We start from the raw sequence: 17,968 nt of genomic DNA on the forward strand, positions 1-17,968 counted from the left end.
AAGAAAAAATGCCGACTAATTAGCCGGCACTCTGTATATTCACAATTGTAACCGATCCCTTTTTCGGGTGGTACATTTGTTTATGCGTTTGTCTTTTCTGCCAGTTTTTTATCTGACTCTTCACGTAGAACTCGACGTAAGATTTTACCTACATTCGATTTTGGCAGTTCTTCGTGGAATTCAACAATTTTAGGGATCTTATAACCCGTTAAGTGTTCTCGACAATGCGCAATCAATTCTTCACGAGTTAAACTTGGATCACGTTTAACTACACAAAGCTTAACAATCTCGCCAGACACATCATGAGCTTGACCGATTGCAGCCACTTCCATCACTTTACCGTGTAGAGCAACCACATCTTCAATCTCATTCGGGTAGACATTAAAGCCTGAAACTAAAATCATATCCTTCTTACGATCCACAATGTGCATGAAACCATCATCATCGAAGCGAACGATATCACCTGTTGATAACCAACCATCGTCAGTTAGCACTTCTTTGGTTGCTTCAGGACGCTGCCAGTAACCTTTCATCACCTGTGGACCGCGAACTTGTAGCTCACCCGTTCCATCCATACCTACTTCGTTACCTTCATCATCAATTAGACGTACTTCTGTTGAAGGAACAGGGAGACCGATCGAACCGTTATATTGAGTTAGATCGTATGGATAAGCAGCCACCAGCGGAGAACATTCTGTTAAACCGTAACCTTCTAATAGGTAGTTACCCGTAATATTCTGCCATTTCTCTGCGACTGCGCGTTGTACGGCCATACCGCCACCAACCGATAGACGAAGGTTTGAGAAATCAAGCTCGTGGAAATCTTCGTTATTCACTAACGCATTAAAGAGTGTGTTAACACCGGTAATTGCTGTAAACGGATAACGCTGCAGTTCTTTAATAAAGGTTGGAATATCACGAGGGTTAGTGATCAATAAGTTCTGACCACCCATTTCTAGAATCAGTAAGCAGTTAACGGTTAACGCAAATACATGATATAGAGGTAAAGCCGTTACAATCAGTTCACGACCTTCAGTTAATACAGGGCCATAAGCACCTTTAGCCTGCATCACATTCGATACCATATTATGATGCGTTAACATCGCTCCTTTTGCTACCCCAGTCGTACCACCGGTGTATTGCAAAAATGCCATATCTTCGCCTGAGATAAATGGCTTCACATACTGCATTCTACGACCTTTGCGTAGAGCCATACGCATAGATGTTGCGTGAGGTAGGTGATATTTCGGTACCATCTTCTTGATGTATTTAACAACAAAGTTAACTAAAGTACCTTTAGGACGAGAAAGCTGATCACCTAAACGTGTTAAAATAACATGCTCAACGCTTGTATCTTTAACAACGGCTTCCAAAGTATGAGCAAAGTTAGACACGATAACGATCGCTTTTGCGCCCGCATCGTTTAACTGATGTTCTAATTCTCGCGGTGTGTATAGTGGGTTTACATTTACAACCACACAACCTGCACGCAAAATACCAAAAATAGCAATTGGGTATTGCAGTAAATTTGGCATCATGACCGCAACACGATCACCTTTTTGTAGTTTAAGATCATTTTGCAAATAAGCAGCAAATGCTCGGCTACGTTCTTCTAATTTGCGGAAGGTCATCACCTGCCCCATATTAATAAACGCGGTTTGATCTGCATACTTTTGTACTGACTGCTCAAACATATCAACCAATGATGAATACATGTCTGGGTTGATTTCTGCCGGTACATCTTCCGGATAGCGGCTAAGCCAAACCTTATCCACTTGCACTCTCCTTATAAGAATTAGACGCGATAGTCTTTATTATTCTGGTGTAATAAATACAGTTTATTGGATTATTACAGCACATTTATACGAATATCAGTACGTTAAAGCTCAACTTCAATAGTAAAGTTTGATGTTGATAACTATATTGTCACACTGATGTAATCTTTGTTGTCACCTATGTCTTAGAAATAAACTCTTTTACATAGTACGCAACGGCCTCACTACTCTCTAAATGGCAATGATGGCCACCTTTCACTTGAACTTGTTCTAGATTACGAAACCACGAATGAGATGTTTGTGGAGCTCGTAAATAATCAAAGCCATGTTCACCCACAATTGAGAAAACGGGGCACTCGATGCCTTCGATAATATTTTTCACTTGATTAGAAGACATTCGAAATAGCGATTCACAGCGCAATTTAGGATCATGTCGCCAAAACCAATCTTGCTGATCGAGATAGCATCCACGTTCGACTACTTGCTCCAATAGTTCAGGTTTGAGTTGATTCGCCTTTGCTCTCATCGCAAGCGCTTCTGAAAAACTCAAAAATCCCTTTGGTTCTCTTTGTAAGCGACGACGACTCAATTTACGGCTGGCGACACCTTTTTGTAAGCGCTTAAGTGTATTACTTTCGCTCTCAAATAAAGGAGTCAAACCTTCAATAGCAATCACTGCCTGTATATGTTCAGGCATCATAGCCCCAATACTATTGGCTATAATTGCGCCCAATGAGTGACCCAGTAAAATAATAGGCTGCTCAGTACTGGATAATTGTTCAACCAGTTGTGAAATATCATCAAGATAATCGACAAAATGATAGAAATTATCTGTGCTGCGGTGGTGTGATAATCCATGACCCGGTAAGTCAACAGCTATCATTTGATAATAAGGACGAAGATGTTGAATTAAAGGGATAAACGTCGCTGCATTATCTTGCCAACCATGAAACATCAGAATGAGCGGTGCGTCAGTTTTTGCCACCGAACTATTCTTACTACCATTAGTTTTATCAAACTCAAAAGAGCAAAAACCAGCTAACTGAAGCTCAGCTAACTGGAATTGAATATCAAATACCATATCTACCTAAGGAGTCACTCGTTGAATGACTTGCCCTCTCATTGGTCCTCGGTAAGGATAATTACGCCAATAGCGATGACAGTAACGACCAAAACAAGGCGGATATACATCATCAATTCTAACTTCTTGATGTACTTGCCAGATCTGGTCACCAGTGGCATCAATCACGGGAAAGTTATAATCAAATTCCCCCACTTTGCCTTTTTCCATACCTCGGAAATGTCCAACCACTGAGACTAAACGCCCTGGCGCATATTCCATTGGTTCAAGAAATCCGTTTTCATAGGCAATAAACCGACCTTGCGGTTTCGCGCCAAGAACTGGACGTCCATCAGAAGTAAGTGGCATTGCAGATATTTCAAGTCGAGTCTGATTTTCCTCATTTTTAATAGAGGCAATAACACCACCTAAGCGGACTTCTTGTCCTTGCATTAATTCAGGCGTAGCAATCAAACTCTGCACATTCGTAATCGGCTTGTCCGAAGCGGTCTGTAGACTTTCTGGCACGGCGGAGCAGCCTACCATAAACAGTAAGATCCCCCCAAGAAATAGCGTTCTATACATAACCTCTCCTATCATAAATGTCTAATAATCAGCCAAAATAGACATCTTGTTCAATTTTATTCTCAATTACGACCACAAATATGAGGTTTCATTCCGCAGTTCCTACTGATAATGAGAATAGATTTCGTATTAACTGGAGGGATTAGACCAGAATATTGACTCCAATTAATTGAGACAGTTGCTCTTTAGCCCCATAGTGCAGTACCTGCTGATAATGGTTAAGGGCAGAGCCAACCTTTGGAGAGACCTGATCATACTGTACGGGCTGATACGTTTGCTGAACACTAGATAAATGATGAGAAAGCGCAAGAGATGATGGGCGAGATGAGGACGAAGGAGCAGAGGTATGAGCTATTGCAGCTGGTTTGCCAGATATTTTTTTCGTGGCTGAAGATAAAACATCAATTTGTGGTAATCGGGAACTGATCTGCATAACCACCTCTTAATATTCTGGGTAAGTAGCTCAGAAAACTACTTACCCTAATAATATGCTTATTCGCGGCCTGGAAGTTTCTTCCATGTTACCGTGTCGCGAAGATAAACAGGACTTGCTTCTTCAGCAGGAACCATTTCACCACGAGCAAAAGCAAACTGAGCTAAAAATGCCATATCTTGAGCTTCTGGATAAAGCATAGCACCCGTTTTCAGCTCTAGAGGCAGATTGCTCATCTCTTCAGCATAGCTTTCCCAGCCTGTGCCTGCCGTTAGCCAGATACCAGACTCAGTTTGAACCATCTCAGGTAATGCTTTTGGTTCAATAACCAGTTCAGCGCCAAGAACAGCCCAATCCCCATCTTGTTGGCGTTGGTATTGTCCCCAGTACACTTCACCCATGCGAGCATCAATAGCTGCGACAACTTGCTCAGCTTGTTCTGTACGATAAGAGCCTTGAGCCATTGCCGCCAGTGTTGAAACACCAATCATAGGCAGATCAGCACCAAAGGCTAACCCTTGCGCAATACCGATACCGATACGAACACCGGTAAAACTACCAGGTCCACGGCCATAAGCCAGCGCATCCAGTTGATTTAATTTAACGCCAGCTTCTGCTAGAACGCTATCAACCATAGGTAGAATCTTTGTTGTATGTTCACGAGGTGCATATTCACAACGTGCAATAACCTCATTACCCATAATAAGGGCAACAGAACAATTTTCAGTTGCTGTATCAACAGCGAGAATTTTGGTGCTCATTCAAGCCTCTGAATGTTGGTTGTCATTTACTTGCTCAACCTCATTATTGGTGAGCAGTGACAAAAAGTTCTCCACTTCATCAACGCTTCGTGTTCGTGGAATCGGTGGCAAACTACGTAAAAAGACTGCGCCATAGGGCCGTGTAACCAGACGATTATCGCAGATCACCAGAACCCCTTTATCTTGCTCATCACGGATCAATCGACCCACACCCTGTTTTAATGTAATCACAGCGTCAGGAATTTGTACCTGAGCAAAAGGATCACCCCCTCGAACTTGGCAATCCTCGATTCGGGCTTTAAGCAGAGGATCATCTGGCGCAGTAAAGGGCAATTTATCGATAATAACACAACTTAATGCTTGTCCTCTAACATCAATCCCTTCCCAAAACGCTCCAGTTGCAATTAGCAGTGCATTGCCCAATTCTAAATATTCAGCCAATAATTTTTGTTTGGTCATTTCACCTTGAGCAAGAACAGGTAAATCTAAGCTTTGACGGAAACCTTCGGCTAAATCTCGAACCATCTGATGAGAAGTACAAAGAAAGAAGCATCGTCCACCATTAGACTGAATAAGGGGTGTCAACATGGTCACGAGTTTATCGGCCAAGCCATAGCTATTTGGTTCGGGCAAAAAGCGAGGTACGCACAATAGAGCTTGTTGCTGATAATCAAAAGGGCTCTCTAACGAAAATTGCTCAATAGGCTTAAGACCTAAACGTTGACTAAAATGGCTAAAATCGCCATCCACAGCGAGCGTCGCCGAAGTAAATATCCATGCCCCTTTCTTCTGTTCGATCTGCTCATGAAATTTATCAGCAACCGATAACGGCGTAATATTTAAGCTAAAATGGCGAGGAGTACATTCATACCAATACGAATAACCCGTAATACTGGTATCACATAACCGATTAAGTTTGCCCTTTAATAGCGTTGCCCGTTCAAAAGCCGTATCAAGCAATTGGCTACGACCTAAACAGAGTTTAAGGACATCATAGGTCAGCTCTAACGCATCTTGTAAGCGAGTTAATTCTCGACTCACCGCAGGAACTTTAACCGCTTCACGCCAGTTACCACGAAAACCAGGATCCCCTAGTATAATGCGTAAATCAAAAGCCGCTTGAGCCAATCTATCAGCCGTTTTTTGGAGCTGGCGCATGTCTTTCGCTTCTGTGCGATAACCTATTTCAATATCTTTTGCTAGGTCTTGTACTTGGCGGCTAGTAAAGCTTTGACCAAAATATTGACTGGCAATATCTGGGATTTGATGGGCTTCATCAAAAATAAAATTATCCGCCTCAGGGATCAACTCGCCAAAGCCAGTTTCTTTTATTGCCAGATCGGCAAGAAATAAATGGTGGTTAACGACAACCACATCCGCTTCCATCGCTTTCTTACGTGCCTTCATCACAAAACAGTCATCATAATAAGGACACTCTCGTCCCAGACAATTATCATTGGTGGAAGTAATAAGCGGAATAATAGGGCTATCTTCAGCCAGTTCGTCACACTCGCCCAAGTCCCCAGTTTTTGATGCAGAAGACCAAGAGCGAATCTTAACCAGTTGAGTTAACTGTGTAGGATCAGTATGAACGCCATGACTTTCAACAGTCTGTCTTGCCAATCGGTCTAAACACAAATAGTTTGCGCGTCCTTTTAACAATGCAACAGGCCCTGTAAAACCAATAGCTTCGGTCATCAAGGGTAGATCTCGATGGAAAAGCTGTTCCTGTAAACTTTTTGAACCCGTACTGATAATGGTTTTCTTACCACTGGCTAAAGCCGGAATCAGGTAAGCAAACGTCTTTCCGGTTCCGGTGCCAGCTTCAACAACTAACTGCCCTTGTTGTTTAATCGCATTAGCAACTGCTGTCGCCATCTCTATTTGAGGCTGTCGGGCTTGAAATCCAGGAATGGCTTTCGCTAAAGCCCCACCAGGAGCAAAAAACTTGGCAATCATAAGAAAACTATTGGTTATCCATACAGGTTTTGACGTAGCATTATGCCAATTTTCCTAATTACCAGCCAGTTTATCGCTCAATTACTTTTTGAAATCCCCGACGATTTATTAAAAATTCAAACCAAAGAAAGAATTAGAATGTTTTGACCCCGTCATGTTTTCAGAGTAAAAAATGAAGACCACAAGCAGAAAACTATGCAAAAAACTATAGAGACAGAGTTTCAAACATTCTGGCTTAGAAATAGAAACAGGGATGAAAATGGAAAAGAAAACACTGCTTACCGATTGCTCTGATGATCTAGGATTAATCGCTAAAATCACCAATATCTGTCATAAGCATCAGCTCAACATTATTAATAATAAAGAATTTGTTGATAACACCAATAATCAATTCTTTATGCGAACCGAACTCGAAGGCTATTTTAACGACAATACTTTTTTAGCCGATCTCGACAAAGCCCTACCTAATGGAAGTCGTCGCCGCTTAATAAACAATGATCGCAAACGTATTGTTATCATGGTAACCAAAGAGGCTCATTGCCTTGGTGATATTTTAGTCAAAGCCTTTGATGGCACTTTGGATGTTGAAATTGCCGCAGTTGTTGGCAATTATGATACGCTGCAAAATCTTACCGAAAAGTTTGATATTCCGTACCACCACGTTAGCCACGAAGGTTTAAGCCGTGAAGAACACGAGGCTCAGCTATTACAAACCGTGCAGCAATATGATCCAAACTATGTGGTACTCGCAAAATACATGCGAATTCTAACCCCTAATTTTGTCGCAGCTTTTCCTCATAAGATCATTAATATTCATCACAGCTTTTTACCCGCTTTTATTGGGGCAAAACCTTATCAACAAGCATTTGAGCGTGGCGTTAAAATTATTGGGGCAACCGCGCACTTTGTTACTAATGATTTGGATGAAGGGCCGATTATTACTCAAAATGTCATTCCAGTTGATCACACGTTCAGCGCAACAGAAATGGCAAAATCAGGACGCGATGTAGAAAAATCAGTGCTCAGTAAAGCGTTAGGTTTAGTTCTTGATGATCGTGTTTTTGTACACGGAAATCGAACCGTCATCTTATAGCGACACAAAACCACACATAACTGCACAACAACATATCGTATCCCTGTACTTCAATTAAGCTAGGGATACGAATTCCAATTTCTTTAAACGCTATTCAGACTCACTTTCTAACACAGCTTTAAGAGAGCAAGGATGCAATTTAATACACACTCCGTCTTTCTTAAACGCAATCGTTGGATTTGGTAAGCGCTCTTTTTCCCCAGCAGGAGAACTTGCTTTGACCTTAACCTGCTTTTCTTCAAACCCTGACCAATCAAGACTTGGTAACTGCTCTGCCAAATGTTGCTTTAACTCATCGGTTGTTCGCGCATTCGATGGAATCACAAACTCAATATGCTCCCACCCCTGCTGTGGATAGATCTTATTACTAGGGTAAGGAAGCTCTAATGCTTCAATAGTCCAATCACCTACCTGCAATGGCTGCGTAAAACCAATCACGATAATTGGACGGCCATTAATCCAATTATTTGACCATTCAATACCATATTCGAGCCAAGCTTGGTGTAATAACTCAGCATCTGCATAATTATTTACTCGCAAAGCAATGTGATCGGCCTTGTATTCAGTAAGAGAAATATTTAGCTCTTGTAACAAGCTTGTGATCTTATTCATAAAAGCAGGCAGATTTGCCAACATTTGCTCAGGATGTAGGCCAATTTCTTTCAATTTTTGCATGTTTTTTCTCCAGTTCTTATTACGCCTGCCAAAAATGCATAATTATCCATAGTTTTACTGATTGCTATAGTTTACACCAGATAATGGCAGGCCAGATACCATCTAACCTCATGCATATTTTTCAGCAAAATTAGATAACGAAAAAAAAATCACATTAAGAGGGATTTTCGGGTTGCCAAAGTACCTTAACTTGTGGGTATTATTAGGGTAATGCATACCTTTTATCGAAGAGGCTATACTCTCATCATGTGAGGCGGCCCCGTCAAAAATACTCACGATAGTTTCACTGAGTAAAAAACGCTCAATAATAGCGAAAATATTCGTGATTATTTTTGACGGTTTCTTGGATAAAGGTAACGTTTTTACTCCGCTAATGTGTTCGTTAGCGTTATAAACGAATTGAAGGATAAGCGTGTGAACATTCAAGCACTAATTAATGACAAAGTATCTCAGGCACTAGAAGCCGCAGGCGCACCAGCAGGTAGCCCAGCAGCGGTTCGTCAGTCTGCGAAAGCTCAGTTTGGTGATTACCAAGCTAACGGTGTAATGGGCGTAGCAAAACAGCTAGGCACTAACCCTCGCGAGTTCGCACAAAAAGTTATCGATAATCTAGATCTTGGCGAAATGGCTGAGAAAGTAGAAATTGCAGGCCCAGGTTTCATCAATATCTTCCTAAACAAGCAGTGGTTAGCCGCTCGTGCAGAAGAAGCATTAAATGATGACCGTCTAAGCGTTGCTAAAGAGAAAGAACAAACTATCGTTGTTGACTACTCAGCACCAAACGTAGCAAAAGAAATGCACGTAGGTCACCTACGTTCAACTATCATCGGTGATGCTGTTGTTCGTACTCTTGAGTTTTTAGGCCACAATGTTATCCGTGCTAACCACCTAGGTGACTGGGGTACTCAGTTCGGTATGCTTATCGCAAACATGGTTCGTAAAGAGCAAGATGGCTCAGATGTTTCAATGAACATCAGCGATCTTGAAGGCTTTTACCGTGAATCAAAAGTACTTTACGATGAAGATCCTGAGTTTGCAGAAACAGCACGTAACTATGTTGTTCGTCTACAAAGCGGCGATGAATACTGCCATGAAAAATGGAAGCAACTAGTTGAAATTACGCTAAAACAAAACCAGCGTAACTACGACCGTCTAAACGTATCTCTAACTGATGAGAACGTAATGGGCGAGTCAATGTACAACGAAATGCTACCTGGCATCGTTGCAGACCTAAAAGAAAAAGGTCTTGCTGTAGAAGATGACGGCGCAGTTGTTGTATTCCTAGATGAGTACAAAAACAAAGATGGCGAGCCTATGGGTGTAATCATCCAGAAGCGCGATGGCGGTTACCTATACACAACAACTGATATTGCTTGTGCTAAATACCGTTATGAGAAACTACACGCAGATCGTGTACTTTACTTCATCGACTCACGTCAGCACCAACACCTAATGATGGCTTGGTCTATCGTACGTAAAGCGGGCTATGTTCCAGAGAGCGTATCTCTTGAGCACCACGCATTTGGTATGATGCTAGGTAAAGACGGTCGTCCATTTAAGACTCGTGCAGGCGGTACTGTTCGTCTTGCTGATCTTCTTGATGAAGCACAAGAGCGTGCTAACAAGCTAATTGAAGAGAAGAACCCAGAGCTAAGCGCAGAAGAGAAAGCAGAAATTGCTAATACTGTTGCTATGGCTGCGGTTAAGTACGCTGACCTTTCTAAGCACCGTACTACAGACTACATCTTCGATTGGGACAACATGCTAGCATTTGAAGGTAACACAGCACCTTACATGCAGTATGCATACACTCGTGTAGCATCTATCTTCAAACGTGCTGGTGTTGAGTTAGCAGACCTTACTCACCCAATTATTATCACTGATGAGAAAGAACAAGCACTGCTATCTAAACTACTTCAGTTTGAAGAAGCAGTACAAACTGTTGCTCGTGAAGGTCACCCACACGTAATGTGTAACTACCTATTCGAACTAGCTGGTACTTTCTCTAGCTTCTACGAAGCGTGCCCAATTCTAAACGCAGAAGAAGAAGTTAAGCAGAGCCGTCTAAAACTGGCTCATCTAACAGCGAAAACAATCAAACAAGGTCTAGATCTTCTAGGTATTAAGACTCTGGATCGCATGTAATCCATAATCTTAACAAACAACCTTTAATGGATTGTTTTAACAGATAAATAAAAACCTCTGCTGCTACAGTAGAGGTTTTTTATTTGCTTATTTATTACTTCTTATCTATCAATTATTGACCAAACCTCTGTCCACCTTGATTCAGCCAGGCCAACTCTTCTGGTGTTGATAATCTTTCCATTGCCGCATTTCGGTGAGGATAACGTCCAAACAGTTTAATCACCTCATGATGATTCACAGCATAACGATAGAAACCATCAAATACGGGCTTATTTTTGGCTGATACCATGTTTCTTAATCGATCAAAACGAAAAACACTCTCTTCTTGATCTTCTAATGCTTCAGAATGCTCTAACGGTAGATAAAAAAAGACACGCTCTATTGGTGTTAGCTCTTCATCTTGATTCTGAGACATTCCACGACGACAAATTGCAAGTGCTAATGAATCATAGCGAAAAGCAGCACTCAAACCTCGATAAATATTCCGAGAAAACTGATCAAGCAAAATAATTAAAGCCAGAGTTCCTTTTGGGGTTTGAGTCCAATGGCTTAATTGCCCGGCTCCTGCCTGTTGTACTAATGAATGAAACTGCATTGTGATTAAACGATCAACCTCTTCACCACCAGTAAACCATAATGCTTTTCGATCACTTACTGTTACTTCCTCCGTTAATGGACCAAACCAAAAATCCAGAACTTGCTTATATTCGGGAATCATAAAACACCTCTAAAATACGACACATCGAACCCTATTTATTATTAGAGATAATTGTGATGTATTTATTTGAAAGATAATGTCAAAATTCATAAAAGAGAGGCTAAATCAGCAATATTTTTTTCTAGCCTGTGAACAAGAGCAAAACATAGGATGTATCCATAATGAGTTTTACATTGCATGAGCGACTAGCCGCAGATACCAGCGTATTGGGTGACTTCCCTCTCAGCCGAGTTTTATTAGCTAAAGAAGCACTAGGACCTTGGATAATCTTGGTTCCTAAGAAGGACAATCTTCGCGAAATTCATCACCTATCTGAGCAAGAACAGATTCAACTTATCAAAGAATCTTGCTTGATAGCTCAACTATTAGAAACCGATTATAAAGCAGAAAAGATCAATGTAGGCGCTCTTGGCAACTTAGTGCCACAACTGCACTTACACCATATTGCCCGCTTTAGTGATGACATCGCATGGCCAGGCCCTATCTGGGGTAATACCAAAGGAATTCAACGTTCTGAAGCAGTACAGCAAGCACTAGTAGAAGAACTGCAAAGTGAATTAGAACAGCAAGCTGAAATTACTTTTATTCCAGCATAAAACATAAAGAAAAAGGCAATGAAGATAATGTCCTCATTGCCTTTTTTTATTTGATTTCAATCAGTCTGGTTTACTTTAACGCATGACCATAATGGACAATTCGTTTGATTTTAGTAAGCGATACCAAACTTCTTTTGCACTTTGGCAACATCCATCACTATTGCAGCCAACCAGTTCTTTACTCACAATTCCTTTACGAATCCACACCTCAAGCATTGCATCAACACCATCTTCTGAAAGTGCAAAATGTTTTGCTAAAGATTTACGACTGGTTCGGCCGTGTTGTTCAATATACTGTTTTAGCTGCTGTAAAATCATAATGCCAATAACTCTTCTCGTTGTTTCTTACCTTGATGTTTAAAGATAAGAATTAAACCAACATTGATTGCAACAAATAATCCGATCCAAAGCATGCTTGATGCTGGATGATCCATGAAATGTGCAATCTGGTAGAACAAGGTTGCACAAGTATAAGCAAGCAACATTGTCCAGCCGGCAATAAACCAAGCAAACTTCTGACCAAATTCACGAGCATATGCGCCCATAGCGGCAGCACATGGTGTGTATAGTAAGATAAAGATCAAGTACGCCATTGCTGCGGCAGAACTTACAAAGTGAGCCTGAATATTACCAAAGACCGATTGATCGACACCCTGCTCTTCTGCTGCTGCCGATTGGTTATCTAAATCACCAACGCTTAGACCTAGAGGATCTGAGAAGTTAATGCCTTCTAAGTTAGCTGGAATACTCTCAACCGCTTCTTTTAAACTACCCAGTAAATCATACTCTGTATCATCACCTGCTTGTTCTGGTGAATATAGGCTATTTAAAGTACCAACTACGGCTTCTTTTGCGAAAATACCAGTAATAATACCAACAGTTGCAGGCCAGTTATCCGCTTTGACACCAATAGGCTCAAGCACAGGTGTTACAACCTGGGCGGTTTTAGATAGAACAGAGTTTGGTGAATCTTCGTTACCAAATGAACCATCAACACCTAATGAGTTAAAGAAGCTTAAGATCGCAACAACAACAACGATAGTCTTACCAGCACCAAGGACAAACTTCTTCACTTTTTGCCATGTTTTCAGCACAACATTACGGAATGTTGGTAACTCGTAATCTGGCATCTCCATAATAAAGCTGTCACTTGTACCAGGGTAAAGCGTGTTACGCAGCACAAGACCGGTAAAGATAGCAACCACGATACCTAGAATATACAGAGAGAATACAACGTTCTGACCACTGTGAGGGAAAAATGCAGCGGCAAACAGTGCATATACAGGTAGTCGAGCACCACATGACATAAATGGAGCCATTGCTGCAGCGAGTTTGCGCTCACGTTCATGCTCAAGAGTACGCGTTGCCATGATTGCTGGCACGTTACAACCAAAACCTAGCACAAGAGGTACAAATGCTTTGCCTGGCAGACCAATTTTCTGCATCACTTTATCTAGCACAAAAGCGGCACGAGCCATATAACCCGAACTTTCAAGCACTGTCAGGAATAGATATAAACAAGCAATAACCGGAATAAAGGTCGCAACGGTCTGGATACCACCACCAACACCATTTGCAATAACCGTAACTAACCATGCAGGTAAGTGGCCATCTAAAACATGATGCGCACCATCAACGAAAATAGCGCCAAAACTGATATCGAAAAAGTCGATGAACGCACTACCCACATTGATAGCAAATAGGAACATCAAATACATAACAATAAAGAAAAATGGGATACCAAACAGGCGGTTTAGTAAAACATTATCAATACGTTCAGTAATGTTATGACTCAGTTTCCCCTCTTGTCGACGAACCTTCTGACATAAATTATGCAAAAAGGTATAACGAATATCAGCAACTTGGATATCGGGGTCAACATCAACCATTAATTTACTGCGAGTGTTACAAGCCTTAAATTTATCGTCGTCTTCTAAGGTATTAATAACCAAAGTGTCATTTTCTAGTACACGAATCGCTTGAGCACGAGCCTTGACTTCACCATCAGAAAATAGCGGTTCTAATTCACTAACAGCACTCTCAAATTCCACACCGTAATCTAAAGACAGACCATGTACAGAGATGCCTTGAGTCAGCATCTTATGTAATTTTTCTTTAAACTCTTCAACTTGCTTTTTATTGTTTGCCGATAGCGATAACACTGGACAACCCAATGCTTTTTCTAGACCTTTAATATCAAGAATTTGACGTTGACGTTTTAGAACATCCATCTTGTTTAGTACAACAATCATTGGACGGCCTAATTCACGCAACTGTAATGTCATATATAAGCTACGTTCAAGGCATGAAGCATCAACGACATTAATAATCACGTCGGCAGGTGTAGTTAAAATAGCGCGAGATGCAATCGCTTCGTCAAGACTGTTAGCATCATTTGCACTATCTAAATTATAGATACCAGGTAAATCGGTTAAGACAAATTCATCCCCAACACGCTCATAACGGCCTGTTTTCTTTTCGACTGTTACACCAGCCCAGTTACCAACGTGCTGTTTCGCGCCTGTCAGACCGTTAAACAGAGTCGTTTTACCGCTGTTTGGATTACCTACCGTTAAAATATGGTATTGCATTACTTAACCTCAACTTCAATACTTTCAGCAATTTGCTTACGTAAAGCAATATCAACGCCGCGTACACGGATTTGTAGCGGATCACCAAGCGGAGCAAGACGAACCACTGCAACTTCTGTGTGAGGAAGAAGTCCCATAACCATTAATTTTTTACGTGTAGCCGTAGGAAGGTTAGACATTCCTGTCACGACCCCTGTTGTCCCGCATGACATCTCTGACAGTTTCATAATGTTTTAAATCGCCATCTTAATAAGAATTATTAGCATTTCTAATTAGCAATTCTACCTATTCTTAATCAAGTAATCTTGTTTTATATCAACAAAATCACATATCAAAAATAAATACAAAGATCCCAAAAATGGAAAGGTAGTATTTTTAGTATGGTTATTGATATAAAAAAAACGCACTATTTAATATAGTGCGCTTATCTTTATGGTCATTATTAGCCAGCAGCTGCCGCTAATTTTTTATATTCAACTTTTGCTTCTTTTCTGAACTTACTTGCTTTGCTGCCATAGAGAGGATCAGATTGAGGCAATGGTACCTTCATCGCATTTACTGGATGACCATTTTTGATCAATTCATAGTGTAAGTGAGGACCAGTAGAACGACCTGTATTACCACTTAAAGCAATTCGTTGTCCCATCTTAATGCGATCTCCAACCTTCACTAAGCGTTTACTCAAGTGTAAATAGCGCGTGGTAAACTCACGACCATGTTTAATCACAATATAGTTACCAGCAAGTGGATGATAACGCGATTTAACGACAACACCATCACCAGATGCCAATACAGGAGTACCAACAGGTACAGCAAAATCGGTACCGTTATGAGGTGAAATGCGTCTTGTAATCGGATGGCGACGGTGTGGATTGAAAGATGAACTGATTCGATAACGTTTCGCTGTTGGATAACGTCTAAATGAACGGTTTAGACTACGACCACTTTGATCAAAGAATTGGTCATCATCAAAACGCTGAATAAAATAAGTTTGATTACCGTGTTTATAAAAGAATGCATTCACATCTCCCATATTAACCGGCTTACCATCAATAAATTCACGATCGAGAGAAATAGCAAATCGGTCACCACGACTTGCACCACTGCCTAAATTAAATTTCCACTGCAGTGCTTTAACCACGGTTTTGATTTGTGTCGGAGATAAGCCCGCATTACGAGCAGAATTATAAAAACTTCCGGTTACTTTACCATGTAAGATAACGGGTTTGATAACGCCTGCAATTTCAACAGCTTTATATTTATAGCCTTTTTTTGTAAGCGTAAAAGTGTCCGTAGTCTTGCGATCACGAACAATACTGAAATCTTTAACTCGGCCATCACTGTCTAATGACCATTCCATCTGCTGACCTACTTTAAGATGCTGAATACTTTTATTTGCATCAATAAGAGCGTACATGTCAGAGACAGGTAATCCATATTGAGAAAAAATAGATCCTAGCGTATCGCCAGAAGCCACTTTATGTTTATGTTCTTCGTCTTTTACTGCTTCTAGCTCTTTGTCTAAATCATCTTTAGGCGCTTGGAATTCTGGATCTTGCGGATCCAAAATCACACCTAATGGTTCACTATTTTGTTCAGACAAAACCTCAATATTATCGTGTGCTAAATCAATAGCAACTCGCTCGCCAGATATAATAGGCGCACGATACGTTGATTTAGATGGCTGCCACATTAGGGCAGCCATGACGAGCAATGAGGTTGAGGCTAGTGCAATTTTATGCTGACGTGGTAGCCCTTTTATTGAAGAAACCGCAACCTGATATAATTTCATTGTTATTTAAGACACTTGGTAAAACTTTGTCCGAGCTGTTGTAAAAATCGAACATATCCCCCCTTGCCAGCCACAATACCTGTCGCCATTGGATCAAGGGTCCCTACTTTCACCTCGGTACCATTAACAACGCTATCTACTACAGCTGGAGAAAACTGGGGTTCACTGAACACACAGTAAGCCTGATGATCTTGTAACGCCTGGCGAATACTTATTAGAGTCTTCGCTCCTGGTCGACGATCGGGCTCAACCGTAAAATGTCCTAAATTTTTTAATCCAAACTGCTCTTCAAAATAGCCATAGCCATCATGAAAAACGTAGTAACCATGTCCCGTTAATGGTTTCAGCTCAGTTGTAAGCTGTGTAATTGTCTGGTTAACCTCTGAGGTGAAACGTGAGAGGTTAGCCTCATACTGTTCTTTGTGCAATGGATCTTGCTTAACCAGTTGCTGAGTGATCACTTTTGCAACTTCAATCGCTTGTTTTGGTCCTAACCATACGTGAGGGTCAATCCCTTCATGATGGTGATCATGGTCATGATGATCATGTTCAGCATTTTCCATACCATCGTCATGGTGGTGATCGTGATCTTCATCTTCTTCGCCATAATGACGGAAATCGATCCCTGCCTGTTCTGTTAGTGCAAGATTCTTGCTATTTCCTTGGAGTACTTTTTTTAGAAAAGATTCCAATTGAGGGCCAATCCATATCACTAAATCTGCATTTTTTATCTTTTTTACGTCAGATGGGCGTAAAGCATAATCGTGAGGAGATGTTCCAGCTGGTAATATTGCCTCGCTATGTGCAACACCTTCCGTAAGCTCACTCACAATAAGATTTAATGGTTGAACAGTTGTGACAACATTAAGTTCATGAGCAGTGGCTAAAGAGGAAAAGAGCATGGCGCTTGCGCCACAAAAAGAAAGTAAGCGTCTCATAAAAAAATCCAGTAAAATGTCTAGTTACGTATCAAGTTTTGATATGTTATATTATAACATCACCTGTTGGCAAATTCTTATTAAGCATCTTTTCCTATGACTACCTTAGTTGAATTACAATCAGTTATCGTCGCTATTCAAGAGCGAAATGTACTGGACAATATCTCGTTAAAAATCGAGCGAGGGCAAATTACAACACTTATCGGGCCAAATGGTGCAGGAAAATCGACGCTAGTAAAGATCATTACCGGATTGCGTAAACCAACATCGGGCAAAGTCATTCGCAAAAAAGGAATTAAAATTGGCTATGTTCCGCAAAAATTACGCCTTAATGATAGCCTGCCTCTCTCTGTTGATCGGTTTATGCGTTTAGCAGGTAAATATACTGCAGAACAGCGAATTGACTCTTTAGCTCAAGTGGGTGGACAACATCTTATCCATAACGATATGCATAATTTATCTGGTGGCGAAATGCAGCGGGTCTTGCTGGCAAGAGCTATTTTGCTCAATCCAGATTTATTAGTACTCGATGAACCGGTACAGGGCGTTGATGTTAACGGTCAAATTGAAATGTACCGTCTAATCCAAGAACTTCGTGATGTATTAAACTGTGCGATCTTAATGGTCTCCCACGATCTTCATTTGGTTATGGCAAAAACCGATCAAGTGATCTGCCTACAACACCATATATGTTGTTCAGGTACGCCTGATGCGGTTACAGCACACCCGTCTTATATCGCTTTATTTGGGGATCAAGTCGCAGTATATAAACATCAGCATAATCATGAACATGATCTTAATGGTCAGACAGTTTCATCTTGTTGCAATAACCATAAACATAACTAAG

General features: G+C 41.0%; 17 protein-coding genes. 4 read left to right on the forward strand and 13 right to left on the reverse strand.

Features of this window, described 5'->3' with window-relative positions; translation table 11 throughout:
• Positions 1-80: 80 nt before the first annotated feature.
• From fadD to yoaA, 6 genes are all read right to left on the reverse strand, one after another.
• Positions 81-1,775 (reverse strand): long-chain-fatty-acid--CoA ligase FadD, encoded by a 1,695-nt coding sequence (gene fadD / locus CTN07_RS01200; RefSeq protein WP_005300176.1) that lies wholly within the window; start codon positions 1,773-1,775, stop codon positions 81-83.
• 178 nt (positions 1,776-1,953) lie between these two features.
• Positions 1,954-2,856, reverse strand: coding sequence for an alpha/beta fold hydrolase (locus tag CTN07_RS01205; RefSeq protein WP_005300178.1), 903 nt, complete (start codon positions 2,854-2,856; stop codon positions 1,954-1,956).
• Between the two features lie 6 nt (positions 2,857-2,862).
• Positions 2,863-3,420, reverse strand: coding sequence for a Slp family lipoprotein (locus CTN07_RS01210; RefSeq protein WP_005300180.1), 558 nt, complete (start codon positions 3,418-3,420; stop codon positions 2,863-2,865).
• Between the two features lie 142 nt (positions 3,421-3,562).
• Complete coding sequence (locus CTN07_RS01215; protein ID WP_036764152.1) at positions 3,563-3,853, reverse strand: hypothetical protein; 291 nt, start codon at positions 3,851-3,853, stop codon at positions 3,563-3,565.
• 59 nt (positions 3,854-3,912) lie between these two features.
• The gene (tsaB, locus tag CTN07_RS01220) at positions 3,913-4,614 is read right to left on the reverse strand and encodes a tRNA (adenosine(37)-N6)-threonylcarbamoyltransferase complex dimerization subunit type 1 TsaB (RefSeq protein WP_036764153.1); all 702 of its coding nucleotides are present in this window, start codon (positions 4,612-4,614) and stop codon (positions 3,913-3,915) included.
• A complete protein-coding gene (yoaA, locus tag CTN07_RS01225; protein ID WP_005300184.1) occupies positions 4,615-6,573 on the reverse strand; it encodes a DNA repair helicase YoaA in 1,959 nt (652 codons plus the stop codon).
• Between the two features lie 253 nt (positions 6,574-6,826).
• On the opposite strand from yoaA, the gene purU reads away from it, so the two are divergent.
• On the forward strand, positions 6,827-7,666 hold the full coding sequence (gene purU / locus CTN07_RS01230) for a formyltetrahydrofolate deformylase (protein WP_172460609.1): 840 nt from the start codon (positions 6,827-6,829) through the stop codon (positions 7,664-7,666).
• A 90-nt stretch (positions 7,667-7,756) separates the two neighbouring features.
• Here purU and CTN07_RS01235 read toward each other — a convergent pair whose 3' ends face one another.
• Positions 7,757-8,341, reverse strand: coding sequence for a VOC family protein (locus tag CTN07_RS01235; protein WP_005300188.1), 585 nt, complete (start codon positions 8,339-8,341; stop codon positions 7,757-7,759).
• Between the two features lie 414 nt (positions 8,342-8,755).
• On the opposite strand from CTN07_RS01235, the gene argS reads away from it, so the two are divergent.
• Positions 8,756-10,486, forward strand: coding sequence for an arginine--tRNA ligase (gene argS, locus CTN07_RS01240; protein WP_005300190.1), 1,731 nt, complete (start codon positions 8,756-8,758; stop codon positions 10,484-10,486).
• A 112-nt stretch (positions 10,487-10,598) separates the two neighbouring features.
• Here argS and CTN07_RS01245 read toward each other — a convergent pair whose 3' ends face one another.
• Positions 10,599-11,204, reverse strand: a complete 606-nt coding sequence (locus CTN07_RS01245; protein WP_005300192.1) for a DUF924 family protein — start codon at positions 11,202-11,204, stop codon at positions 10,599-10,601.
• A gap of 161 nt (positions 11,205-11,365) precedes the next feature.
• On the opposite strand from CTN07_RS01245, the gene CTN07_RS01250 reads away from it, so the two are divergent.
• The gene (locus tag CTN07_RS01250; RefSeq protein WP_036764155.1) at positions 11,366-11,800 is read left to right on the forward strand and encodes an HIT domain-containing protein; all 435 of its coding nucleotides are present in this window, start codon (positions 11,366-11,368) and stop codon (positions 11,798-11,800) included.
• 75 nt (positions 11,801-11,875) lie between these two features.
• Here the strand turns inward: CTN07_RS01250 and CTN07_RS01255 are convergent, their stop codons facing one another.
• From CTN07_RS01255 to znuA, 5 genes are all read right to left on the reverse strand, one after another.
• Positions 11,876-12,118, reverse strand: a complete 243-nt coding sequence (locus tag CTN07_RS01255; RefSeq protein ID WP_036764157.1) for a FeoC-like transcriptional regulator — start codon at positions 12,116-12,118, stop codon at positions 11,876-11,878.
• The gene (feoB, locus tag CTN07_RS01260) at positions 12,115-14,391 is read right to left on the reverse strand and encodes a Fe(2+) transporter permease subunit FeoB (RefSeq protein WP_005300195.1); all 2,277 of its coding nucleotides are present in this window, start codon (positions 14,389-14,391) and stop codon (positions 12,115-12,117) included. Before feoB ends, CTN07_RS01255 begins: the two co-directional genes overlap by 4 nt.
• On the reverse strand, positions 14,391-14,618 hold the full coding sequence (locus CTN07_RS01265; protein ID WP_036764158.1) for a FeoA family protein: 228 nt from the start codon (positions 14,616-14,618) through the stop codon (positions 14,391-14,393). Before CTN07_RS01265 ends, feoB begins: the two co-directional genes overlap by 1 nt.
• A 215-nt stretch (positions 14,619-14,833) precedes the next feature.
• On the reverse strand, positions 14,834-16,183 hold the full coding sequence (gene mepM / locus CTN07_RS01270) for a murein DD-endopeptidase MepM (RefSeq protein WP_005300198.1): 1,350 nt from the start codon (positions 16,181-16,183) through the stop codon (positions 14,834-14,836).
• A gap of 2 nt (positions 16,184-16,185) precedes the next feature.
• A complete protein-coding gene (gene znuA / locus CTN07_RS01275; protein WP_005300199.1) occupies positions 16,186-17,121 on the reverse strand; it encodes a zinc ABC transporter substrate-binding protein ZnuA in 936 nt (311 codons plus the stop codon).
• Positions 17,122-17,217: 96 nt separating this feature from the next.
• On the opposite strand from znuA, the gene znuC reads away from it, so the two are divergent.
• Positions 17,218-17,967 carry a zinc ABC transporter ATP-binding protein ZnuC gene (znuC, locus tag CTN07_RS01280; RefSeq protein ID WP_005300201.1) on the forward strand — a complete coding sequence of 250 codons (750 nt, stop codon included), beginning with the start codon at positions 17,218-17,220 and terminating at the stop codon, positions 17,965-17,967.
• Position 17,968 lies beyond the last annotated feature (1 nt).

The organism is Photobacterium damselae, from assembly GCF_003026815.1.
In the GTDB taxonomy this organism is placed as follows: Bacteria; Pseudomonadota; Gammaproteobacteria; order Enterobacterales; family Vibrionaceae; genus Photobacterium; species Photobacterium damselae.